Below are 22373 nucleotides of genomic sequence, written 5' to 3'. Positions count from 1 at the left end.
GGATGCGGCCCCGGCCGGTCAACCGTCAGGCCGACGATCCGCTGTCGACGACCAGGTCCGTGCCGACCACCGCGCCGGCCGCCGGCGAGGCGAGGTAGAGCACCGCGGCCGCCACTTCCTCGGCCTCCGCGACCCGGCCGAGCGGGTTCTCCGTCTTCATCCGCTCGGTACGGCCGGCTTCGGTCTCGCCGGGCAGCAGCGACATGGAGGTGGCGGAGGCGCCCGGGCTGACCGCGTTGATACGGATGCCCTGCTGGATGTGGTCGAGGGCGGCGGCGCGGGTCAGCGCGGAGACCGCCGCTTTCGACGTGCTGTACGCGGCGAGGTTCGGGATCCGCAGGTGCGGGCCCAGGTTGGAGGAGATGTTGACGATGGTGCCACCGCCGTTCTCCTTCATGTGCGCGATCTCGTGCTTCATGGCGAGCCAGACACCGGTGACGTTGGTCCGCAGCAGCTCGTCCCACTCCGCCTCGCTCACCTCGCCGACGGGTCCGACGCCACGCAGTATCCCGGCGTTGTTGACCGCGATGTCCAGTCCGCCGAAGCGGGTGACGCTCTCGCGTACGAGGTTTTGCAGCTCGTCGGATTCGGTGACGTCGGCGGTGACGGCGGCGGCCGCGCCGTGGGCGGCCTCGATGAGGCCGACCGTCTGGTGAAGGGTGGCGGCGGTGCGTCCCGCCGCGACCACGGACGCGCCCTCGGCGGCGAACGCGAGCGCGATCGCACGCCCGAGGCCGGAGCCTGCGCCGGTGACGAGGACGGTCTTGCCGGTGAAGCGGTTCATGTCCGGTGACTCCTTTGGTTGTTGCATCACTTGGTGCGGTGGTGAAGGAGGGCGGCAACGGCGAGGGCGACGCTTGTCGCGGTCAGGGACCGGGCGTCGCTGCCGAACGTCAGCAAGAGGGCGAAGAGGGCGGTCGGTCCGAATTCCATGGCGGTGTTCAGCACGCCGCCCGCGAGCCCCGTCTGCTGGGGCGGCACGCCTTCGGTGGCGAGAACGGCGGCTCCGGCGAAGGAGGACGCGGCTCCCGCCGCCAGCAGCACGAGGCCCGGCAGCAGCCCGTACGCGTACGAGGTGTGCGCGTCCAGCCCGGTGACCGCGAGGAGCGCGAGCCCGGCCGCGCCTGTGCCGAGCCCGGCTGCCGTGACGGTCCGGGCCGTGCAGCGGTGGATGAGCGGCCCTGCCGCCCGGCCCGCGGCGATCAGGACCACGGCGAACGGCACGAAGGCGGCCGAGGTCCGCAGCGGTGACCAGTCGCGCTCCTGCTGGAGGTCGAGCGAGAGGACCACGAAGGTCATCGCGGTCCCGCAGGCACTGAGCGCGATGGTCGTGAGGGCGAGGGCCCGCCGCCGGTCGAGGAGGAAGCGGGGCGGCAACAACGGGTCGTAGGCGCGGCGTTCGGCGTACAGGAACGCGGCCAGCAGCGCGGTCCCGCCGAGCAGCGGCACGAGGACGCCGGCCGACGACCAGGGGCGGGCGTCGGTGAGGACCAGCCCGTAACTGGCGAGGGTGATCCCGCCGGTGGCGAGCAGAGCACCCGGCAGGTCGAGAGCCCTGCCCCGGCCGGGCAGGGTGTCCGGCAGCAGCCGGGGCGTGAGGGCGAGGGCCGTGAGGGCGACCACGAGCGGTACGGCGAAGGCCCAACGCCATGACAGCAGTGCGGAGATGACGCCTGAGAGCAGATTTCCGGCGGTCGCGCCGAGTACCGAGAGCCCGCCCCAGGTGGCCATTGCCCTGCCGTATGCGGCGGGAGAGGGGAGAACCGCCCGCAGCACGGCCATGGCGGCGGGCGCGATCAGAGCCGCTCCCGCGCCTTGTGCGAAACGTGCCGCGAGCAGCGTCCCGATGCCGGGGGTGAGCGGGGCGGCGGCTGACGCGGCCGCGAAGAGGACGAGGCCGGCGGTGAGGGTGCGGCGTCCGCCGTAGCGGTCGGCAAGGCGTCCGCCGAAGAGCAGCAGTCCGGCGAAGGTCAGGCCGTAGGCGGCGCTGAGCAGGATCAAGTCGGCGCGCGGCAGACCCAGTTCGCGCCCGATGAGGGGCAGCGGCACGGCGATCGCGGCCAGGGTGAAGATCAGCGTGGTCTGGACGCCGGCGAGCAGGACGAAGGCGCCTCGGTACCGGGTGCCGGCGACGCGGGCGCTTTCCGTGGCTGTCATGGCCACTCCCCCCATATTTGACCGATCGGTTCAATATTCGGGCATGCGAAAGGAAGCCGGAGCTCGCTTCGCGTGTGATTCAGTCCAGCAGGGCCAGCGCCTGCTCGGCCGCGTCCCGCACCCGGGCGGGATCGTCCGACGCCTTGCCGACGATCCGCACGCCCTGCAGCAGGACGAGGAGCAGACGGGCGAGAGCGCGCGGATCGCGCTCCTCCGGCAGCTCGCCCTGGGCGCGGGCCCGCACGAGCGCGGAGTGCAGCAGGGTCTCGATGTGCCCCCAGCTCGCGTCGACCCGGCGGGCCGCGTCGGGGTCGTGAGGGGCCAGTTCGGCCGCCGTGTTGGTGACGAAGCAGCCGTTCAGCCGACTGTCCGGGGAAGCGGCCTCCATGGCGAAGCGACGCACGACGGCCCGCACCGCCGGCAGCGCGGGCCCGGGCTGGGACAGCTTGTCGAGGAGCATCGGGTCGCGCGTCTCGGAGTACCGGTCCAGGGCCTTCAGATACAACTCGTGCTTGTTCCCGAAGGTCGCGTAGATGCTGGCGCGGCCGATGCCGAGATGCTCGACGAGATCCGCCATCGACGTCGCCTCGTACCCACGCCGCCAGAACAGCTCGAGGGCCGACTGCAGCGCGGCGTCCGGATCGAATTCCTTGGTCCTGGCCACACCGCGACCATAAGCCCATTCAGAACGACCGGTCAAATAAATGCCGATCGCAGTCGGCATCAGGGCCGGGGACCGGGATCGGCGGCGTCATCGACGGCATCGGCGACGGCGTCGACGGCCTCGACGGCAGGTGGTCCGTCTCGGAGCATCGTCGGACAAGACGCTGGGACATGCAGGAGAGACGGAAGGGCATTCTGCGGCTCGTTCGATCTCCCTAAGGTCGAGTCATCGGACGGAACCAGAGCCGGGGCAACCCGGTGGCATGCAGGGAGAGTTACATGCGCGCAGTGATCCAGAAGTCGTTCGGCGGTCCCGAGGTTCTCGAGGTGGTGGACACGGAGCGGCCGCAGCCGCTGTCCGGAGAGGTCCTCGTCAGGGTCCACGCCAGTGCGGTCAACCCGGTGGACGTGGCCGTGAGGTCGGGTGCGTTCCCGCTGCTGGGCGAGCCGCCGTTCGGTGTGGGCTGGGACATCTCCGGTGTCGTCGAGGAAGCGGGGCCCGGCGCCAGGTTCCAGGTGGGTGACGAGGTGTACGGGATGCCGTTCTTCCCCCGCGCCGCCACCGGATACGCCGAGTACGTCGCCGCTCCCTCCCGTCAACTGGCCCGCAAGCCCGCCACGCTCGACCATGTGCACGCGGCCGCCGTTCCCCTCGCGGCGCTCACCGCCTGGCAGGGCCTGGTCCAGGCGGCCGGCGTCAAGGAGGGCGACCGGGTGCTGATCCAGCGGGCGGCGGGCGGCGTCGGCCACTTCGCGGTGCAGATCGCGAAGGCACGGGGTGCCCATGTGATCGCCGTCGCCAGTGCGCCGAGGCACGACTTCGTACGGAACCTCGGCGCCGACGAGATCGTCGACCACCGGACCACCGACTTCTCGAAGGCCGTCAAGGACGCCGACGTGGTCCTCGACTCCACGGCGCAGGGGGATCTTTCGCTCGAGGTGCTGCGCCCCGGCGGCGTGCTCATCAGCATCCTCGAGCACGGCGACGGGGATCTCGCCGCCCGGGTCACGGCGGCCGGCCGGCGCTTCGCCGGCGTATCCGTCGAACCGGACTACGCCGCGCTCGAGACGATCGCCGGACTGATCGACGCCGGCCGGATACGCCCGTACGTCGAGCGGACGTATCCGCTGGAGGAGGCCGGGAAGGCACATGAGCTGGTCGGCACGGGACACGTACAGGGCAAGATTGTCCTGACGATCTGACGGTCCGACCGCGGCGGGTACACACGGCGGACCGCACCCAGGAGGGCGGGGCCGGATGGACATTCTCACCGAGGCGCTGGCATCGATGCGCACCGGGCATCCGGCATCCGTCCGGACCGACGGCCGCGCCCCCTGGGCACTGCGGCTGCCGCCGGTCGCGGGCGCGGGATTCCACGTCGTGCTGTACGGCACCTGCTGGCTGGTCCCCCTGGAGGACTCCCCGACGCGACTGAAGCCGATCCCGCTGGCCCCGGGCGACGTGGTCTTCCTGCGGGACGGCCGGGGCCACATCCTCGCCGACCATCCCTCGACCCCGCCGGTGGCCCCCGCGGCGGCACGGTACCGGGAGGGTTCCCCGATCGGGTCCGTCACGCTCGGGGGCGACGGCCCGGAAACCAGCCTGCTGTGCGGCAACTACCACCTGGACCAGGGCCGCCCGCACCCTCTCGTACGCCAGCTGCCCGAGGTGATCCACCTGCCCACGCGGCACGGACGCCATCCGGAACTGAGCGCGGCGGTGCAACTCCTCGGCTCTGAGCTGGAGAATCCGCGCATCGGCTCGGACGGCATCGTGCCCACGCTGATCGACTCGCTGCTCCTGTACATCCTGCGTGCCTGGCTGGAGGATCAGCCGCCCGCGGAGGCCCGGGGGTGGGCGGCCGCACTGGGCGACCGCGCGGTGGCGCCCGCCCTGTCGGCCATCCACGACGACCCCTCGGCCCAGTGGAGCGTCGAGTCCCTGGCCGAGCGCGCCGGGCTGTCGCGCGCCGCCTTCGCCCGGCGGTTCACCACGCTGGTCGGAGAGCCGCCGATGGCGTATCTGACCCGCTGGCGCATGACGACCGCCGCGCGTGTGCTGCGCGAGACCGACGCCCCGCTGACGACGGTCGCCGCCCGCACGGGGTACGGCTCCGAGTTCACCTTCGCCAAGGCCTTCAAACGGGAGTACGGCCTGGCCCCGGGCGGCTACCGGCGCCGGGCGAGGGCGGTGCGGAACGCTCCCGGCGACACCTGCGCGGCGTCGGTGGACTCGATGGACAGCACACCGGCCGACACACCGCCCGGCACGCCGTCCGACGCACCGGACAACGCACCGGACAACGCACCGCTGAACGTACCGCTGAACGCACCGCCCGACGCGACGGACCGCGTGCCGGTCGATATGCCGGGCGACGGCGCCGGTGGGCCTACGGCATTGGCCGGGGCCGGCGTCCGGGGCCGGTCGGATGGGTGCCCGTGACGGCCATGACCAGCGAGTAGAGGCTCGTCTCCGCAGCGATGAAGAGGCGGTTGCGCTTGGTGCCGCCCCAGGCGATGTTGGCCACCGCCTCGGGTACGACGAGCCGCCCGATCAGCGTGCCGTCCGGGTCGTAACAGTGCACACCGTCGTCCATCGCGGCCGCCCAGAGCCGGCCGCCGTCGTCGAAGCGGAGGTTGTCGAAGCGGGCGTGCTCGCGCGCACCGGCCTCCGCGAAGACCGCGCCGTCGGAGAGAGTGCCGTCGTCGCGCACGTCGAAGACCCGGATGCGGCCAGCCCGGGTGTCGGAGACGAACAACTGCCGCTCGTCGGACGAGAACACCAGGCCGTTCGGGGCGCCGAAGCAGTCCGCGACCAGCCGCACTTCGCCGGTCGCGGGATCGACGCGGTAGACGTTGTTGGCGCCGATCTCGCTCTCCGCCCGGAAGCCCTCGTAGTCGCTGGTGATACCGAAGTCGGGGTCGGAGAACCAGATCGAGCCGTCGGACTTCACCGCCGCGTCGTTGGGACTGTTCAGACGCTTCCCCTGCCACCGGTCGGCAAGGACGGTGACGGAGCCGTCGTGTTCGGTCCGGGTGACCCGGCGGTTGCCCTGCTCGCAGGTGACCAGCCGGCCCTCGCGGTCGAGGGTGTTGCCGTTGGTGTGCCCGGCGGAGCGGCGGAAGACGCCGACGGCCCCGGTCTCCTCGTCCCAGCGCAGCATCCGGTCGTTGGGGATGTCGCTCCAGACGACCTGCCGCCATGCGGGCAGGTAGATCGGCCCCTCGGCCCAACGGGACCCGGTGTGAAGGACCTCCAGGTCCGCATCACCGTTCATGCACCGCCCGGTACGGAAGCGGTCGTCGAACATCTCGTACAGCGCTGGACGCCCGTCGGCCATGGGGATCCCCCTCCGATACACACTTGCCGAACCACCTTCGGCACACGCTGAAGATTGCAGGATGAGATATGGTCAGCGCAAGGTCGAGCCGAATAGAGTGATCATGGATTGCGCGGCAGCGGTCACAGGGACGGAGGTCAGAGGTCCTGGATACGGCGGAAGGGCCGGTCGGCCTCCAGCGCGAACGCGACCTCCAGCAGAACCCGTTCGGAGCCGGGACGCCCGGAGAACATGACGCCGATGGGCAACCCCTCCGCTGTCGCGCTCGCCGCGGGCACCGAGATCGACGGCGTCCCGACGACGTTGTTGACCGGTGTGAACGCGACGTACGCGAGGATCCGTTCGATCAGCGTCGCGTAGGGCACGGTCGGGGCGAGGTGACCGATCCGCGGTGTGGTGTGGGCGAGTACGGGGGAAAGGACGAGGTCCAGCCCACGGAAGGCCGCCGCGTACGCCTCCCGTGTCCGCTTCAGCCTCCGCAGCACGCCCGGAGTGCGCCGCCAGTCCTGCACGTACGCCTCGCGCAGTCCCCTGCTGAGGCCGTCCATGCGGCGCCGGTCGAAGTCCGTGCCGAGCGTCCGGCCCGTGATGCCGAGCAGGAACGACAGCAGCCCCCAGTAGGTGAGGAAGTCCTCGGTGAAGCGGGGGTCGATCGCCAGCTCCACCGGTTCCACGGTGTGGCCGAGCCGTTCGAGCGTCGCGGCCGTCTCCGTGACGGCCGCCCTGGTCGCGGCGTCGGACCGGACGCCGTTCGGCGAATCCGGCAGGAGACCTATGCGCAGCCGCCGCTCGGAGGGACCTTCGACCAGGCCGAGGGGCGGCAGCTTCGGATTGCGCCAGTACTTCTCGGCGGCGGCGAGGAAGGCGGCGGAGTCCCGCACGGAACGGCTCACGACGCCGTCGGTGACGATGTCGACGGGCAGTTGACGGCTCTGCGCGTTCCCCACGACCCGGCCGCGGGTCGGCTTCAGTCCGACGAGTCCGCAGCAGGCGGCGGGAATCCGGATCGAGCCGCCGCCGTCGTTGGCGTGCGCGACGGGCACCGCTCCTGCCGCGACGAGCGCCGCGCTGCCGCCCGACGAACCACCCGCCGAGCAGTCCGTGTGCCAGGGGTTGCGGACGGGCTCGGCGCCCTCGTACTCCGTGGTCGGGCTGAACCCGAACTCGGGCAGCCGGGTCTTCCCCAGCACCGTGACGCCGCTGCTCAGCAACTGCCGGGTGAACGGCGCGTGCCGGCGCGCGGCCCCCGGGACGAAGGCGGCGCTGCCGTGTCCGGTGGGCAGCCCCAGATAGTCGATGTTGTCCTTGACGAAGGTCGGCACCCCGGCGAAGACACCACCGGCCTCGGAGCCGAGGACCGGCGTCTCGACGTGTATCTGGACCGCGTTGAGCCGTGCCTCGACCGCCCTGACCCTCGCCGCCGCGTCGCGTACGGCCTCGGCGGGGCCGACCTCACCCCGCCGGATCGCCTCCGCGAGCCCGACGGCGTCGTGCTCGCCGAGGGCGTCGTCCCCGAAGGCGTGCACCGTGCTCTGTTCGTCGGAAATCGTCACCGCCGGCTCCGCCCGTGAACGCGTGGATGGTCGCGCCCATCATTCCCTACCAGCAGGTAACACGCGAGGGTCCGCACAGCGCGACCGTCCCGGACACGCTGAGAAACGTGCGGCCCGGCCGCACACATCGAGGGCACCCGCGCGGCCGCCGTGGCTGTGGCGTGTCCACCGCGCAGCGCGGCACCGGCGTCAGGGCCGGTGATCGCCGGAGGGAGCCGGCGCGGTGGAGTTCTCCCGGACCGGCGGGACGGTGAACAGGCGGGAGTAGCTGGCGTATCCGCCCGTCTCCCCGATCAACTCCTCATCTACCTCGACCCAGGCGTGCGCGGCGAACGGCGGGGCGGTGCGGACGCCGACGCACCAGGTCGGCCACACGCCTCTGAAACGGCAGAGCAGGGCCGTGGACAACGACCGTGGCAGGCAGGCACGCAAGCCGTGCAGGCTCAGGCTCGATGCCAGGACCGAGTCGCGCGCCTCCTTCGCCTGCACGGCGTCGGCCGCCGCGGCGCCCTTGCTCAGACGGATCAGCACCCGGCGCAGCGTATGGGGCTTGAGGAACACCAGCAGGCGTGCGGCACAGATGGCCAGGCGGGTCAGGATCCGCAGCTTCCACGGGCGTTTGGGGCGGCTGCGGTCAAGAGCGATCGTCACGCTCACTTCTTGATCACCCCAGCCGATCGCATCGCGTCGACGAGGGTCCTGACATCCGTGGTGGCACGTTCGGAGTCGACATCGAAGCGGTCGGTGACCCGGCGGATCGCCTCCTCGGCGTCACCGCCTTCCAGCAGCGTCCGGACGATCACTGCGGCGGGAGGGTTGAGCTGCCAGTACTCGCCGCTCTTGGTGTCCAACAGCACGGCACCGTAGTCGGTGTCGGTCACCGTCAGATACTTGTGATTGCGCAGTTTCACGGTTCTCCTCGTCCTTGCCCGTCACCCGACGGAGCGAAGCCAGACTTCACAACTGAGGGTCGAGTTGATCGCGCCGTCCTTCAGTTCCGGGGTTCCCGGCCGGGAGCACAGGTCGGCGAGGCGGGCGCCGTCGATCAGCCCAGCCTTGGCCAGGGCGCTGTCCTCCCAGAGAGCGATGAGCTCTTCGCGGTGGCGGTAGAGCCCGCCGACGGCGTCGAAGCTCCCCTCCCCCTTGGTGGTGCGGGCCCGGCAGGCGTCCGGCAGGATGCCTCGCATCGCCTCCATCAGCAGGGGTTTGTAGGCGTAGGGGCTGGCCCGGTCCTCGGCGCGCACGCTCAGTGCGGCATCGACGACCGCGTCGTCGAAGTACGGAGTGGTCAGCGGCACCCCGGCCCGGCGGGAGGCGTCCCCGGTGGAGGCCATCTCCAAAGTGGTGGCGAGCAGGGCATCGTGTTCGAGGTGCCGGCTGACGGTACGGCTGCGCGGCTCCGCCTCCTCCACCGCCCTGGCGAGTTCGGCGGCCAGCAGGTCCCGGCAGTCAGGGGTGAGCCAGGAGGGGACGACCGGATGGCGTACCCAGTTCAGTCCGGGTGCGCTGAAGCTCAGATCGCCGGAACTGTTCAGGTCGATGCCGGCCAGGGCGCCGCGGTAGGAGCCCCGGTTCGCCAGTTGTCGGAGCACGGTGGTCCAGGACCAGCCGTAGAGGATTCCGTAGGCGCGAATGCGCCTGAGCGAGAGCAGGGGACGGCGGGTGAGGAGGCTGTAGTAATGCGATCCGGAACTGAAGAAGAGATGGTCTCCGCCCTGGCCACCCATATGCAGCCGGGAACCTCGCTCAGCCATCCGGGACATCAGGATGGTGGCGCGTTTTCGACTGATCGCGATGATGCCGGGGAAATCGGAGCGGCATTCGGTGTCGAGAGCATCTGCATAGAAGAGAGGCTGTTCCTCCGGGGGCAGTTGGTAATGCTCCACATGAGGCCATTCAGCCGCGGCGGTTCTGGCCCAGGCTCCGTCCTCGTTGATGGATTCGTCGCCCCCGTTGGTGCAGACGACGAATTCCCCGGCGCCGAGCTGTCCCGCCGCGATCGAGCACAGTGAGGTCGAGTCCAGCCCTCCTGACAGGTCCGCGCTCATCAGTCCGCCGTGACGGGTGCGCGCCCTCACCGCCTCGACCATCGCCTCGCGCACCGCCGCGGCCCCTTCCGCGAGGCGCAGCGTCGGCTCGGGCGGCCGGTGCCATCGCACTTGCCGGGGCGGCCTGCCCGCACCGTCGTCCAGCAGGTACGAACCGGGCACCACGGCGCCGACACCGTGCCACATGGTGCGCGCGTCCAACTGCCTCGGCATCGGCTGGAGCAGCTTCCAAGCCAGCGCGCCGACGTCGATCGCTCCGCCGCCGAGCTCGGCGAGCGGCAGGGCCCGGTCGGAGACGACCAGGTCACCATCGACGAAGGCGTGGTACACGCGGCGGGTGCCGTAGGCGGTGCCCTGCGCGTACAGCGTGCCGTCGACACTGCCGAGTACGTGATAGTCCCCCGGCAGGGTCCCGGACAGCCCTTCCAGCAGGCCTGGTTCGCCGTTCAGCCGGCGTACCCGGGCGGCGAGTTCGTCGCCGAGCCGGGGAAGGGTGCCGATGAGGGCGACGGCGTCGCTTCCGGAACGGGCGAGCGCCAGGTCGTCGTCGTCCCATCGGCCGACGATCCATGGCCGTCCGGACGGATGGTCGATCGTCCGCAGCGACGGGTCGACGGACCGTAAGCGATGGACCACGGACCCGACATCGCCCCGATCAGGAAAGGCCAGGAAATACGGATTCCCGTGGTCCATCATGCTCATTTCCTTCTAGTGGACGGGATCAGAACCAGCCGGGAGCGTTCCAGTCGGCGGAGATGATGACGACCAGACCGGTCACACCGCGGAAGGAGCCTGCCGGGCTGAACTCAGGGGTCTCGTACCGAGCCTTGCTCATTACGCATTCCTTTCTCGAAGGGAAATCGAATTGCGAAAGTGAATTTAGCCACGAGATGCGCGGGGAGCCAGGGCAATGACATGATGCTGCCAGCCGTGGCAGCAACTCGCTTGCACTGCAACGCAGTTGACGCAGCAGACAGCAAAAGCTCCAGGTGGACGGGGGGTCAGCGGCACCGACCGTTGCAGCAGGAGCCTCGCGCACATGTCCAGCCGGCCCGGGAATCTGGCCACCTTCTGTCCCGCGCGGTTAGCCGGGCACGCGGCGGTTCCTGTTGCCGCCGAGGAACAGGGCCGGCCGCCGAGCACGGCGGCAGGGGCTGCGGGCCCCTCCGGGGGCAACGCCTTCGGAGGCCGCCAGGGCCTGTACGACAAATGATCACCCGGTGGGTTCGCGGAGCGCCTGACGCTCCACCGAGCGTCCCGGAAACAAGGGCTCCACTCGCTCTCACGCCGCATCCGTCGGCTCACCTCGGCCTGCCACAGGATCAGTGATCAGCGTGCTGGTGCTCGAACTCCCGCACGGGGCCCGTCACGAAACGAAACGGCTCAGCCGGTAGGGTCGTCGGCAGCCCCGGTCGCCCGCACAGCGTGTCGATCCGGATCATCGAACCGTCGACTCCTGACTGCCGAAGACGGCGCCGGGACGGCAAGGCGATTGGGCCGAGCACCCACACGCCCGGTGATCATTCGTCGGACAGGACCTGCCGCCGGGCCGGCCAGATCACCGCCTGGGCCACGATGACGTTCTCGCCGTCGAATGTGACGGCGGGGCCCTGGTGCAGCTCATAGCCGAGGGCGATCGCCTCGCTCACCCGGCGGCAGAACGATTCGTCGTCCGGGCCGGTCAGGACACGGTACGTGGGCAGTCCGTCTGGTGGTGTCGTCATGCGGGCAAGGATCTCAGACCTGCTCGGGCCGTCCCTCGGCCGCCGTGCGCAGCTGGGCCAGGAGCTCGCGGCCGGCCGGCCAGTCGCCCAGCCCCGAGTCCGAGTTGATGTGGCCGAGCGGACCCGCCTCCACCAGACGCGCGTCCCAGGCGTCGGCGAAGTGGCGGGCGCGCTCCGGTGTGCACCACGGGTCGTCGGAGGCCGCCACCACGATGCTCGGGAAGGGCAGTGCCTTCAGTGGAACCGGGCAGAAGTTCTCGAGCTCCGCCACACCCGCGCGCTCGATGTCCGCCGGCGCCACGAGAAGCGCGCCGATGACCGCCTGCCCCGACTGTCGGGCCCGTTCGGCCCGTTCGGCCGCCCAGTGCGCCACCAGAACGCAGCCGAGGCTGTGTGCGACCAGCACCACGGGCCCCTGCTGGGCGGCTGTCGCCCTGTCCAGCGTCTCCAGCCAGTCGTCCAGCACGGGGTGGTCCCAGTCGGCCTGTTCGACTCGCCGGAAGGCGGGGTCCGCCGCCTCCCAGCGGCTCTGCCAGTGCTCGGGCCCGGAACCCTGGTAGCCGGGGAGGACGAGGAATATCGGCTGTACGGTCATGGCTGGCGATCCTCCGGGCTGGGCGAACGAACGGATCATATCCACCAGCGCTTCCGGTGCCGGTTCCGCGGGGCTGCGGCACCGGTTCCGCGGGGCTGCGGCACGGCTGGGCCAGGGTCATGAGCATTCGACGTGCGCGCGTCGCCGCGTCCAGGCCCCCACAGTCCGCCTGCCGTGGCGTTACGAGCGGCCCGACCCGCACCGCGCCCAGCGGCCGAAAACCGGGTGCGGACCACGATCGCGGTGGTGTCTGATCGACGGATGGCAATCGTGCTGGGGGCGCCAGGAGTCGACGGTCTGGGCGAGGTCGTGGACGTGCTGCGTACGTGGCAGTCCGACGAGGCGCCGATACAACTGCATCCGGGGGACCTGGGCTGGTTCCGGCGGTCCGGTGCCGAGGCGACGGCCGCGGCGGTGCGGACATGGAGGCGGGACGGGCGGATCGTCGCCGTCGGGCTGCTGGACGGTCCCCGGCTGTTGCGGCTGACGACCGCACCCGACGCTCAGCGGGACGAGCAGCTGGCGCGGCAGTTGGCCGAGGACGTGACGCTGCCGGAACGCCGCGTACTGCCCGGAGGGAAGGCGAACGTCGAAGCGCCGACGGGCGCACCGCTCCTGGATCTGCTGTCCGGGAACGGCTGGCGCGCCGACGAGCCGTGGACGCCGCTGCGCCGCGACCTCACGGAGCCGGTGGAGGACCCGGGCAGGCGGATCGAGGTGGCCGGGCCGCATCAGGCGCAGGTGCGGGCCGCCGTGCACCGGGCCTCGTTCGACGGATCGGGGTTCACCGACGAGCACTGGCACGCGATGGCGGCAGGACCGCCGTACGACGACGCCCGGTGTCTGGTCGCGTACGACGACCGGGGCGACGCGGTGGCGGCGGTGACGGTGTGGTCGGCCGGTCCGGGCAGGCCCGGGCTGCTCGAGCCGATGGGCGTGCACCGGGAGCACCGCGGACACGGCCACGGCAGGGCGATCAGCGTCGCCGCGGCGGCAGCGCTCCGGCGGCTGGGCTCGTCGAGCGCGATCGTCTGCACCCCGAGCTCCAACGCCGGGGCCGTCGCCACCTACGAGTCGGCCGGCTTCGAGCGACTCCCCGAGAGACGGGACCGCTGCCGCGACGCCTGACGGGGCCCAGGCGGAGCAGACGCACGCCCCCGTCGGCAGGGCCCCGGGCGGAGCAGACGAATGCGGTGAGCCGCTGGCTGACGTCCGGCGCGGCAGCCTCCTGTGCGACGAGCGCAAGCGGGACTCGTCAGGCGCCTTTGCCCACCTGCGTGAAGGCGTCCTCAGCCGGCTTGTGACTGCCCAGCCGCCGCTGCCCGACGGGCTGCGGCTGCTCTTCGTGCAGGGTTGTCGTCCTCCGCAGCGCCGGGGCGGCGGTGGGCGTGACGCTGTGCACCGCCGACAGTCGTGAACTGGACCTCGGACTGGTCAACCACCCGACCGAGCGGTGATCCGGGTCAAGTTCCTGTGTTCACGCCCTGGGTGGTCAGCGTTGATGACGGCGACGCGGGCAACCCTCTGCGACTGCCCCATGAGGAAAAGTCGAGAGGGCTGCTCGGCACACGCACTTCCCGGCTGGAGGTCGGCTCAGGCCTCACGGACGAAATGCGCGCAGTCCGGACAGTCATCGAGATATCGGTGCCGACACTCAACAGTGTGCTGCAGGAAGGTGATGGCCTGTTGTGTGCGGACGACCTCACTTTCGAGTGCGGCTATCTTCGCCCTCACAACCGCCTGCGCTGCCCGTTTCTTCGGTGCCATGGCAGCAATGACTTCTGGCAACGAGAGGCCGACGCGCCGCAACTTCAGCACCGTGCGCGCCTGCTCCATAGCGTTGTCGTCGTAAAGGCGGTAGCCGTTGCCATCGCGGCGCACGGTGAGTGCCCCTACATCTTCCCAGTGCCGCAGCACGTGAGCTTCGATGCCGAGTTCTGCGACTGCTTCTCCGATCGTCTGCATCACACACGCCTTGCCTTCATGTCGACCTGAACCCTTAGCGTCTCGATCATGCCTGACATCAACCGCCCCACGGGCACCCATCACAGGGCATCGATCCTGGTCATCGGCGCGGCCGGCAACCTCGGCCGTGAGGTCGTCGACCGCCTCCAGGTACACGGCGCGCGCGTGCGATGCCTCGTGCGCCGTCAAACCGGACCCCGCTCCGCAGGCGAGACCGTGGTCGGCGATCTCACGGACCCCACGGTGTTCCGCGCTGCGCTTGTGGGCATCGACGCTGTCTTTCTCATCTGGCCACTGCTCGACTCAGCACCTGCTCACAAAGTGGTCGCGGAACTCGTCGCGGCGGCGCCCCGTGTCGTCTACGTGTCCTCGACAGCCATAGACGACGAAACCACCCGCCAGAGCGACCCCATCGTTCAGGTGCACGCTGACATGGAAGTCCTGCTGCATGATGCCGGGCTGCGGCCTGTGGTGCTGCGCAGCGACACGCTGGCCTCCAACACCCTTGGATGGGCGGCACAGTTGCGGGCCGGCAACGTGATCGCGGGCTCGGACATCGCGCGCACAGCCGTCGTCGACGAGCGCGACGTCGCCGATGCGGCGGTAGCCGTATTGCTCAGGCCGCACCATGCACAACCGGGTCACAGCCCGTACGTGCTGACCGGACCCGAGGTGCTCAGCCGCGCCGACCAGGTCGCTCAACTCGGTGCCGCACTCCGGCGTCGTCTGACCTTTCAGTCACTTCCCACTGATCTCGCCCGCTCGCGAATGCTCGCGGACGGTCGACCCGAGCGACTGGTGGAGGCGCTGCTGGCTGCCTCGGTGTGCCGACCGGAGTCAGACCGCATCACCGATCATGTTGAGCGCCTTACCGGCCGACCGGCCGGCACCTTCGCGAGGTGGGCCGTCGACCACGTGGCCCCGTTCAGCTGACGGGAGGGCCGCGGCACGGTCCGTCAGACCCTTGAAGGGGTACTCGTCGAGGCACCCCTTTCCGGTCGAGAGGTCGGCCTTCCGTCGGCTGCGGGAGTACGACGACGCGCACCCGAACCGCCGTGGCCGCAGCCCATGCAGCCGGCCCGCGCCATACCTTCGCATCCGCCAGGTGCCGGAATCAGAATGAGGTCTCCGGGGCTCCGGAACGACGGCGCCCCGGTTCGCGTTGGCGTGGCCCACAGGACCGGGGAAGGCCGACTCCGGACCAGGAATCCACTTCGCACTGCCTGTCGGCATTGTTCCCTGTGGCCAGGACGGTGCCGTCGGCACGCAGGCCGAGGGTGTGCGTCGAGCCGGCCGTCACGGCGACGATGTCGCGCCAACCGCCGACTTCGCACTGTCCGTGGCTGTTGTCTCCCGCTGCGAGGACCCGTCCGGACGCGGTGACCCCGACGGTGTGGTGGCTGCCCGCGTCGAGCGCCACCACGTCTTCCCACCCACCGACCTCGCACGCCCCGGTCGACCGGTCGCCGGTCGCTGTTGCTCGCCCGTCGGCTCCGAGACCGACGGTATGGAGGTACCCGGCCGAGACGGCGACCAGGTCACGCCACCCTTCGACGGCGCACTGCCCCCGCCGGTTGTTTCCCGCGGCCAGTGCGAAGCCGTCCGACCGGACGCCGACCGAGTGCCAGTCACCGCACGAGAGGACGACCACCTCGCGCCAGGACTCCACGTCGCACTGCCCTTCCGCACTCCGGCCGACTGCCAGCACACGGCCGTTCGCGAGCAGCCCCAGCGTGCGGCGCCAGCCTGCGGCCACGGCTGTGACGCCTCGCCATCCGGCGACATCGCATTGCCCGTCGCCGTTCCACCCCGCTGCCGACACCGTGCCGTCCGACCGGAGTGCCACCGTATGAGACCTGCCCGTGTTCTTCGCGGCATGGACGTTGCCGGCCGCCACCGCGACGACGTCTTCCCATCCCTCGACACGACGTCCAGCGGCTGCGGAGTCGCCCGCGACGAGAACGGTTCCGTCCCAGCGCAGTGCGACCGAATGGCGTCTTCCGGCCGCCAGCACCGACGAGTTGGCGAGCATTCCGCCTCCTTGTGCCCGGCGCGGGTGCGCAAACATGGGATGCCACCCTACTTTGGCGTGGAGTCGGCGCGAGGTGCTCAGTCGTCGCGGGCGGACAGAGGCACAGCCGAGTGTCGCGAACTCCCGGTGGATGCCGTGGAAGGACGGAAGGCCGCCGGACCGGTCGTCCCGGCCGGGTGCGAGACTTGCCGCACGCGCGGTGCGACGACGAGGGAGCGAAGGCGAATCATGCGAGGTCGACGGGCTCGGACGGGGGCGGCGGCCGTTGCCCTGGTGGCTGCGGTGGCGGCGACGGCGACCGCCTGCGGCGCCCTGCTGCTCGAGGACAAGGGCCCGCTGCCGCCCCGCTATTCGGGTCCGCCGCTCCCTCCGGGAACGGTGCTTCCCGAGCTGACATCGGCTCTCGAGTCCGAGGGCTTCACAGTGGAACGCCGGTCGCAGGACCTCGTCCCGACCGAGTGCACCGAACTCCTCCAGGCCAGGCACGAGGGGCCGACGGCGGACACGGCCCTCAAGGCCGCTTTCGTCAGGGCACGTTCGGAGAGCGGCTGGCGGTCGGAACCGGGCGACGGCCGTGACGGCGTGCTCTCGATCCGCAGGGGCGACTGGACGGCCTGGACCCAACTGCCCGAAGCCGCCACCGACGCGCCGGGGGCCGCGGGCACCACGTTGCCCGGATCGACCATCATCCTCAAGTGCGACGGCAGCCGGTCCAAGTCCCGCGCCGGTACGGGTTCGTTGACGCCGTCGCCGACCTCGTCCTGAACTGCGCCGACGGCACGCGGCCCGGCCGGGCGCGGCACGCCGACGCCCCGGAGCGTCCGCGCGCCGCGCCGCCGGAGCAGCGCGTCTGCTAGTACGGCTTCGCCAGGACGTGCGCCGCGCCCGGGATGCCGACCTTCAGCAGCTCGTCCTCCTCGGGGGTCGTCCGCCCGCCCGTCTCCTGCTTGAGGACCGCACGCGACATGGCCTGCACCCACATGGCCCGAGGCCGGCGCCGCGCCTCCCAGGCCGCGAGGGCCGCCGGTACATGCGCCTGCGTGTCCAGCGATTCGGCGAGCACGATCGCGTCCTCGACGGCCATCGCCGCGCCCTGCGCCAGGTGCGGGGTACTGGCATGGGCCGCGTCGCCGGCCAGCACCACCCGGCCCACGTGCCACGGCTCCTCGACGGTCACCTGGGAGATGCGGGAGTAGACGACGTCGGAGGCGTCCGTGACCGCGGCGAGGGCCTCGGCGATCGGGCCGGAGAACATCGTGAGCCGCTCGGCGAGCTGCTCATGGGCCCGGGCGGGGTCCGGCCGGAAGTCCTCGGCCTCGGCGAACACCGCGCCCAGATACATCAGTTCGTCGGTGATGGGGGTGAGCAGCGCCTTCGCCTCCTGGCCGGCGCTCCCCATCACGACACCCCGTACGTCCGGCGAACGCGGCACGGTGACACGCCAGTTGGCGAAGCCGGTGTACTCGGGGACGTAGCGGTCCCCGTAGAGCCGGGTGCGCAGCGGAGAGCCGATGCCGTCGAAGCCGACGACCAGGTCGTAGAGACCGGACGAGCCGTCGGAGAGGACGACGTCGACACCGGTTCCGTCGTCGGTGAGTTCGGTGACGGTGGTGGAGAAGCGGATCGTCGCGCCGGCGGCCGTTGCGGCTGCGCCGAGCACCTTGGCGAGGGCGGGCCGCGGGATGCCGTTGTTGGCGGGAACGCCGTCCATCCGCGGCTGCGGGATACGGGCCAGCGCGTTGCCCGCCGGGTCGGCGATGGTGAGGATCTCCCACTCGAAGCCGGCCTTGAGGCAGTCGTCCAGCACGCCGATCCGGTCCATGACGTGCAGGGCGTTGGACGGCTGGATGATGCCCACGCCGAGCGCGTCGAGCTCCTCGCGGACCTCGGCGACCTCCACGGTGTGGCCGCGCAGGGCCAGAGCCGTGGCGGCGGTGAGCCCGCCGATGCCGCCGCCGTGGACCAGCACGCGCAGGGGTGATGCCATCTCAGGTGTCTCCATTGGAAGCAGGGTCATGAGGAGCGGGGGCCGGCGGTCAGCCGACCGCCGCGGGCAGGCTCATCAGGTGGTCGATCAGGGCGAGCAGCGCCTCTTTGGAGAACTCGCGCTGCCGGACGTCGCCGATCACCAGCGGAACGTGAGGGTCGAGGTCGAGCGCGGCTCTGATCTCGTCGGCCGTACGGGTGTTGCGGCCGTGGAAGCAGTTGATGGCGACCACGAAAGGGATGTCCCGGCTCTCGAAGAAGTCGATCGAGGCGAAACTGGTGTCCAGGCGCCGGGTGTCGGCGATGACCACTCCGCCGAGGGCACCGTTGACCAGGTCGTTCCACATGAACCAGAAGCGTTCCTGGCCGGGAGTGCCGAAGAGGTACACGACCAGCTCGTCGCTGATCGTGATGCGTCCGAAGTCGAGCGCGACGGTCGTGGTGTCCTTCAGGCCGACTCCGGCGAGGTCGTCGACGCCGACACTGGCCTGCGTCATGTATTCCTCGGTGCGCAGCGGTGTGACCTCGCTGACCGCGCCCACGAGGGTCGTCTTGCCGACGCCGAAGCCACCGGCGACGAGGATCTTCACGGCGGCCGGGGCCGCCTGGCGGTTGGTCATGTTGATCTACAGTCTCCGGAGTCCGTCACGAACGGCGGCCAGCAGGCTTCTGTCGGCGCCGCCCGCCGCCCTGGCCACCGAGAGCGGTGCGCGAGCGGCGAGCAGGCCCTGCCCGACGAGGTCGGCCAGCAGGATCTTGGTCACCGACACGGGGAGGTCGAGCCCTGCCGCGACCTCGGCGACGGCGGCGGGGCGGCGGCAGCGGTCCAGGATCTGCCGGTGCTCCGGCTGGAGCCGGCCGGGACGCAGCGGCGCCCCGCGTTCGTCGAGTGGTTCGTCGAGCGTGGTCAGCACCGTGATGAGGGTGAGGTCGTCCCGCTCGGGAGCCGTGCGACCGCGGGTGATGGTGTACGGGCGCACCATGCTTCCCTCGCCGTCCTCCCCGTGGTCGTCGTGCTCCCAGTGAGGATTCACACGCCCGGCCCGTCCCCGGTGCCGAAGGCGTCGAACTCGCCGCGTACGGGGGTGCCGAGCTTCTGGCCCACCTGTTGGACGAGGTTGTGCATGGCGAGCGACATGACCTCCGCGTCGACCTCCTGCGAAGCCACCACGGCCAGGTGCGTGCCCTGGCCGGCGGAGGTGATGAACAGCCAAAGGTCGGCCAGTTCGACGATCACCTGGTGCACGACACCGCCGTCGAAAAGCTGGCCCACCCCCCGGGCAAGGCTCTGCTGCCCTGTGGAGATGGCGGCCAGCCGCTCGGCGTCCGCGCGGTCGATGGTCCGCGAGTGGCTCACGACCAGGCCGTCGTCGGACAGCAGGACCGCGTTCCTCGTCTCGGCCACCGAGTCCACCAGGCCGTCGAGCAGCCAGTCGAGGTCCTGGTGGGTGGCGGTAGTTCGTGTCATGACCGGTCTTCTTCTCTCGTGAGTGGCCGCGGTGCGGTGGGATCGGTGGGTGCAGGCGGCGCGCCGGTCGAACGGGCGGCGCGTGACCGGCGCTGGAACGCGCCGATCGTCGCCCCGGCCCGGCGCGGGACGGGACGCAGCAACGGGTCGTCCTGCCAGCGCGGCGGCCGGGCGGGCGCCGGGCGGGTGGCGGGGTCGACGCGCAGTTCGTCGGCCAGGCTGGCCTGGCGGACCCGGCGCGGCAGCGGGGTCTCGGCAGCGTCCGGAGACGGGAAGCCGGGCAGGGTGCCGCTGTCGGTGCCGGGGGCGGTGCCTGTGCCGTATCCGCCATCGGTGCCGGCGGCGGAGCCGGTGCCGTATCCGCCATCGGTGCCGGCGGCGGTCCCGGTGCCGTATCCGCCATCGGTGCCGGCGGCGGTCCCGGTGCCGTATCCGCTGTGGGGCTGCAGCGGCGTCACGTACTGCCCCGTGAAGGCGGAGTGTTCCGTCCCGGCGGGTGCGTCGGCCGCGCCGGGCGCATCGTAACGGCTCTCGGCCCGAGGGTCGGACGGCTGCGGTGCCGCGGCATACAAGTTCACGGCGTGGAACGTGTCCGCGTGCGTGTACGCGTCCGGTGTCGCAGCGAAGGCCTGGGTGGTGTCACCGGGTTCCGTGTACGGGTCGGTGTGCCCCGCGAACGGCGGTTCCTGAGGCGCCGCTCGTGAGCTGAGCAGCGCGCTGACCCTGGCCATGGCCTCCCCCTGCCTGCGCGGCGGCAGCGCGTCACCGGGGCCGGTGGGTTCCGCTGCCGGCCCGGCCCCGGGAGCAGCCGCCGCGGCGGCGGGCACACCCACCGGACCTTGCTGCGGGGCGGGGACGGTCAGTTCGCCGGGGACCAGGACGACCACTCGGGTGCCGCCGTACGCGGAGGACCGGAACTCGACGCGCAGACCGTAATGGGCGGCGATCCGCGCGATCACATGCAGACCCAGGCGGATGTCCTCGGAGTGGGCGAGGATGTCGAGCCTGGGCGGTCGGCCCATCAGTTCGTTGGCCGCGGCCAGTTGGTCCTCGTCCATCCCGAGGCCGCGGTCCTCGACCTCGATGGCCAGACCACGGCCCACCACGGCCACCCTGACCTCGACGGGGCTCGGCGGGCGGGAGAAGCTGAGCGCGTTCTCCATCAGTTCGGCCAGGACGTGCGAGACCGGGCCGACGGCCCGTGGTGCCAGCCAGTGGCTGCCGTCAATCTCGAGCAGCACCCGCTGGTAGTCCTGCACCTCGCCCTGGGCCGCTCGCATCACGTCGAGCAGCGCCACCGGATTGCGCCAGCGCCGGTGCGGTGTGCCGCCCGCGAGGATGACCAGGTTCTCCTCGTAGCGCCGCAGCCGGGCGGTCAGGTGGTCGAGGTCGAAGAGGCCGTCGAGCACCTCGGAGTCCTCGTGCCGGCGCTCCATCTCGTCCAGCTTCTTGAGCTGCTGCCCGATCAGTTGCTGGGTTCGCCGGGCGATGCGCTGCAGCAGTCGCTCGAACCCTCGGTGCTGGTCCGCCTGCTTCACGGCCGCCTGCAAGGCGCTGGTGCGTGCGAGGTTGAGGGCGTCACCGAGCCGGGTGAGCTCGTCGGACACCCGGCTGCCGGACTCCTGCCGGATGGCGCGTGCCTCGGTCTCGACGTCGATGCGTTCGCCCTGGGCGAGTCGCTCGACGACATCGGGCAGGACCTTCTCCAGCACCTCCGCCTGTTCCTGCAGACCGCTGATGCGTCGCCGGAGGCTGCGGGTGAGGCGCCAGGTGGTCCAGATGACGGCGACCACGGCTGCCAGGCCCACGACGGTGGTGAGCACCATCTGGAACAGCAGTGACATGACACTGCCCTTGCCCTCTTCGACCACCAGCGCGGTCCGGTGCTCGAGGAGCTTCTCCAGTTCGGGCGTGAGCGCGTCCATCGCACCGCGCCAGGTCTTGCGCTCGGCTCCGAGACGTACGTGGCCGCGCGCGTCGGGTTCGGCCGGCCGCAGGACCGTCTGTTCCACGCGGGTCTTGGCCTTCCACGCCGGGCCGGCGGTGATGCGCTGCCACATGGCCAGTTCGTCGTCCGGCAGGTAGGGCGCGACCTTCGTGGAGTGCAGGAAGGACTGCCCGGCGACGGCCTGCCGGACCTGCTGGAGGTCCTCCGTGCCGAGTTCGCCGCTGCCCCAGCCGCGGGCCAGCAGCGCGTCCGAGCGGGAGATCATCTCCTTGGCCCAGAACAGGTCGACGAGCGGCTGGGAGAGCGTGGTGATCCTGCCGTTGTCCACATGGCTGAGTGCCGTGAAGAGTTGGAGGTCGACGGCGATCAGGTCCGTGTAGTAGCGGTACACGGCCTCCTGCTGGTCCCGGTCGCCGTCGTCCACCAGGGAACGCTGGGCGGGCAGTTGGCCGATCGCCTCACGCGCCTCGGCGACCGCGTCCCGCACCTCGGCCGGGGCGTCGTCGGCGGAGGTCACGTCGTCGGACAGTGAGCGGAAGGTGGCCACCGCCTCGTCGGTCGACTCCCGCTGTCGTGCCAGCGCCTGGGGCGCTCCTTGCTGCCCGGCGAGCACTTCGGCGCTGAGCCGCCGCTCCTCCTGCAGGTTGTAGTACACGACGTTGGACGGCTTGCCCGCCTTCTCGGCCAACAGGCCCTGGGCCGCCTGGCGCTGGAAGTCCAGGAACGTCTGGCCGCTGGTGACGGACCACAGGGCGACCAGTGCGATCCCGGGGACGAAGGCGAGAACGAGGAGAGCGGTCCGCAAGGACATGGACGTCGAGCCGGTCCGCCGTGACGCGCGCGTGCGCAGGGCATGCTCCCTTGACGAGTGCCGGCCGCCCGGCCGGTCAGAT

Annotated in this window: 23 protein-coding genes and 1 pseudogene; 6 read left to right on the top strand and 18 right to left on the bottom strand. The window is 71.0% G+C overall.

The genetic code is table 11. The features are described from left to right. Positions 1-25: 25 nt before the first annotated feature. The 3 genes from ACFYV1_RS03200 to ACFYV1_RS03190 form a co-directional block, all read right to left on the bottom strand. Positions 26-784, bottom strand: coding sequence for an SDR family NAD(P)-dependent oxidoreductase (locus ACFYV1_RS03200; protein ID WP_389393611.1), 759 nt, complete (start codon positions 782-784; stop codon positions 26-28). Positions 785-810: 26 nt separating this feature from the next. After that, positions 811-2157 carry an MFS transporter gene (locus ACFYV1_RS03195; protein ID WP_389393610.1) on the bottom strand — a complete coding sequence of 449 codons (1347 nt, stop codon included), beginning with the start codon at positions 2155-2157 and terminating at the stop codon, positions 811-813. A 79-nt stretch (positions 2158-2236) separates the two neighbouring features. Further along, on the bottom strand, positions 2237-2821 hold the full coding sequence (locus ACFYV1_RS03190; protein WP_389393609.1) for a TetR/AcrR family transcriptional regulator: 585 nt from the start codon (positions 2819-2821) through the stop codon (positions 2237-2239). A gap of 278 nt (positions 2822-3099) precedes the next feature. Here ACFYV1_RS03190 and ACFYV1_RS03185 point away from each other — a divergent pair, with 278 nt between their 5' ends. Together ACFYV1_RS03185 and ACFYV1_RS03180 are read left to right on the top strand one after the other, a co-directional pair. After that, complete coding sequence (locus ACFYV1_RS03185) at positions 3100-4023, top strand: NADP-dependent oxidoreductase (protein ID WP_389393608.1); 924 nt, start codon at positions 3100-3102, stop codon at positions 4021-4023. A 55-nt stretch (positions 4024-4078) separates the two neighbouring features. Further along, the gene (locus tag ACFYV1_RS03180) at positions 4079-5263 is read left to right on the top strand and encodes an AraC family transcriptional regulator (protein WP_389393607.1); all 1185 of its coding nucleotides are present in this window, start codon (positions 4079-4081) and stop codon (positions 5261-5263) included. Here ACFYV1_RS03180 and ACFYV1_RS03175 read toward each other — a convergent pair. The 8 genes from ACFYV1_RS03175 to ACFYV1_RS03140 all read right to left on the bottom strand — a co-directional run bounded on the left by ACFYV1_RS03175 (position 5211) and on the right by ACFYV1_RS03140 (position 12081). Further along, positions 5211-6161: an SMP-30/gluconolactonase/LRE family protein gene (locus tag ACFYV1_RS03175; protein WP_389393606.1), complete on the bottom strand. Its 951-nt coding sequence runs from the start codon at positions 6159-6161 to the stop codon at positions 5211-5213. The genes ACFYV1_RS03180 and ACFYV1_RS03175 overlap by 53 nt on opposite strands. Before the next feature lie 137 nt (positions 6162-6298). After that, positions 6299-7714, bottom strand: a complete 1416-nt coding sequence (locus ACFYV1_RS03170; RefSeq protein WP_389393605.1) for an amidase — start codon at positions 7712-7714, stop codon at positions 6299-6301. 189 nt (positions 7715-7903) lie between these two features. Next, positions 7904-8365: a lasso peptide biosynthesis B2 protein gene (locus tag ACFYV1_RS03165; protein WP_389393604.1), complete on the bottom strand. Its 462-nt coding sequence runs from the start codon at positions 8363-8365 to the stop codon at positions 7904-7906. A gap of 2 nt (positions 8366-8367) precedes the next feature. Further along, complete coding sequence (locus tag ACFYV1_RS03160; protein ID WP_389393603.1) at positions 8368-8625, bottom strand: lasso peptide biosynthesis PqqD family chaperone; 258 nt, start codon at positions 8623-8625, stop codon at positions 8368-8370. Positions 8626-8646: 21 nt separating this feature from the next. Continuing rightward, positions 8647-10398: an asparagine synthase-related protein gene (locus ACFYV1_RS03155; RefSeq protein WP_389393602.1), complete on the bottom strand. Its 1752-nt coding sequence runs from the start codon at positions 10396-10398 to the stop codon at positions 8647-8649. Between the two features lie 85 nt (positions 10399-10483). Beyond that, positions 10484-10597 (bottom strand): keywimysin-related RiPP, encoded by a 114-nt coding sequence (locus tag ACFYV1_RS03150; protein WP_389393601.1) that lies wholly within the window; start codon positions 10595-10597, stop codon positions 10484-10486. A gap of 685 nt (positions 10598-11282) precedes the next feature. After that, positions 11283-11486 carry a DUF1737 domain-containing protein gene (locus ACFYV1_RS03145; protein WP_389393600.1) on the bottom strand — a complete coding sequence of 68 codons (204 nt, stop codon included), beginning with the start codon at positions 11484-11486 and terminating at the stop codon, positions 11283-11285. A 13-nt stretch (positions 11487-11499) separates the two neighbouring features. After that, entirely contained in the window at positions 11500-12081 is a 582-nt protein-coding gene (locus ACFYV1_RS03140; protein ID WP_389393599.1) for an RBBP9/YdeN family alpha/beta hydrolase, read from the bottom strand. A 261-nt stretch (positions 12082-12342) separates the two neighbouring features. Here ACFYV1_RS03140 and ACFYV1_RS03135 point away from each other — a divergent pair, with 261 nt between their 5' ends. After that, positions 12343-13209, top strand: coding sequence for a GNAT family N-acetyltransferase (locus ACFYV1_RS03135; protein WP_389393598.1), 867 nt, complete (start codon positions 12343-12345; stop codon positions 13207-13209). Positions 13210-13282: 73 nt separating this feature from the next. Next, positions 13283-13447 (top strand): annotated as a pseudogene (locus tag ACFYV1_RS03130) (dipeptidase); the annotation flags it as partial. Between the two features lie 227 nt (positions 13448-13674). Here ACFYV1_RS03130 and ACFYV1_RS03125 read toward each other — a convergent pair. Next, the gene (locus ACFYV1_RS03125; protein WP_389393597.1) at positions 13675-14046 is read right to left on the bottom strand and encodes a MerR family transcriptional regulator; all 372 of its coding nucleotides are present in this window, start codon (positions 14044-14046) and stop codon (positions 13675-13677) included. Between the two features lie 48 nt (positions 14047-14094). Between ACFYV1_RS03125 and ACFYV1_RS03120 the strand changes: the two genes are divergently transcribed. Next, positions 14095-14979 (top strand): NAD(P)H-binding protein, encoded by an 885-nt coding sequence (locus ACFYV1_RS03120; RefSeq protein WP_389393596.1) that lies wholly within the window; start codon positions 14095-14097, stop codon positions 14977-14979. 181 nt (positions 14980-15160) lie between these two features. On the opposite strand, the gene ACFYV1_RS03115 is transcribed toward ACFYV1_RS03120, so the two are convergent. Further along, positions 15161-16078 carry an RCC1 domain-containing protein gene (locus ACFYV1_RS03115; protein ID WP_389393595.1) on the bottom strand — a complete coding sequence of 306 codons (918 nt, stop codon included), beginning with the start codon at positions 16076-16078 and terminating at the stop codon, positions 15161-15163. Positions 16079-16306: 228 nt separating this feature from the next. Here ACFYV1_RS03115 and ACFYV1_RS03110 point away from each other — a divergent pair, with 228 nt between their 5' ends. After that, positions 16307-16843, top strand: coding sequence for a hypothetical protein (locus tag ACFYV1_RS03110; RefSeq protein WP_389393594.1), 537 nt, complete (start codon positions 16307-16309; stop codon positions 16841-16843). 88 nt (positions 16844-16931) lie between these two features. On the opposite strand, the gene ACFYV1_RS03105 is transcribed toward ACFYV1_RS03110, so the two are convergent. The 5 genes from ACFYV1_RS03105 to ACFYV1_RS03085 are packed head-to-tail and all read right to left on the bottom strand — an operon-like array spanning position 16932 to position 22291. Continuing rightward, a complete protein-coding gene (locus ACFYV1_RS03105; RefSeq protein ID WP_389393593.1) occupies positions 16932-18065 on the bottom strand; it encodes an FAD-dependent monooxygenase in 1134 nt (377 codons plus the stop codon). Between the two features lie 49 nt (positions 18066-18114). Continuing rightward, entirely contained in the window at positions 18115-18684 is a 570-nt protein-coding gene (locus ACFYV1_RS03100) for an ATP/GTP-binding protein (RefSeq protein WP_389393592.1), read from the bottom strand. 6 nt (positions 18685-18690) lie between these two features. Then, positions 18691-19047, bottom strand: a complete 357-nt coding sequence (locus ACFYV1_RS03095) for a DUF742 domain-containing protein (RefSeq protein ID WP_389394553.1) — start codon at positions 19045-19047, stop codon at positions 18691-18693. Between the two features lie 47 nt (positions 19048-19094). Beyond that, the gene (locus tag ACFYV1_RS03090) at positions 19095-19532 is read right to left on the bottom strand and encodes a roadblock/LC7 domain-containing protein (RefSeq protein ID WP_389393591.1); all 438 of its coding nucleotides are present in this window, start codon (positions 19530-19532) and stop codon (positions 19095-19097) included. Continuing rightward, positions 19529-22291, bottom strand: coding sequence for a nitrate- and nitrite sensing domain-containing protein (locus ACFYV1_RS03085; protein WP_389393590.1), 2763 nt, complete (start codon positions 22289-22291; stop codon positions 19529-19531). The genes ACFYV1_RS03090 and ACFYV1_RS03085 overlap by 4 nt, the downstream gene beginning before the upstream one ends. Between the last annotated feature and the right edge of the window lie 82 nt (positions 22292-22373).

Origin of the sequence: Streptomyces sp. NPDC003023, from assembly GCF_042888225.1 — a bacterium.
Lineage (GTDB): Bacteria > Actinomycetota > Actinomycetes > Streptomycetales > Streptomycetaceae > Streptomyces.
This window is presented reverse-complemented; position numbering and strand designations above follow the sequence as displayed.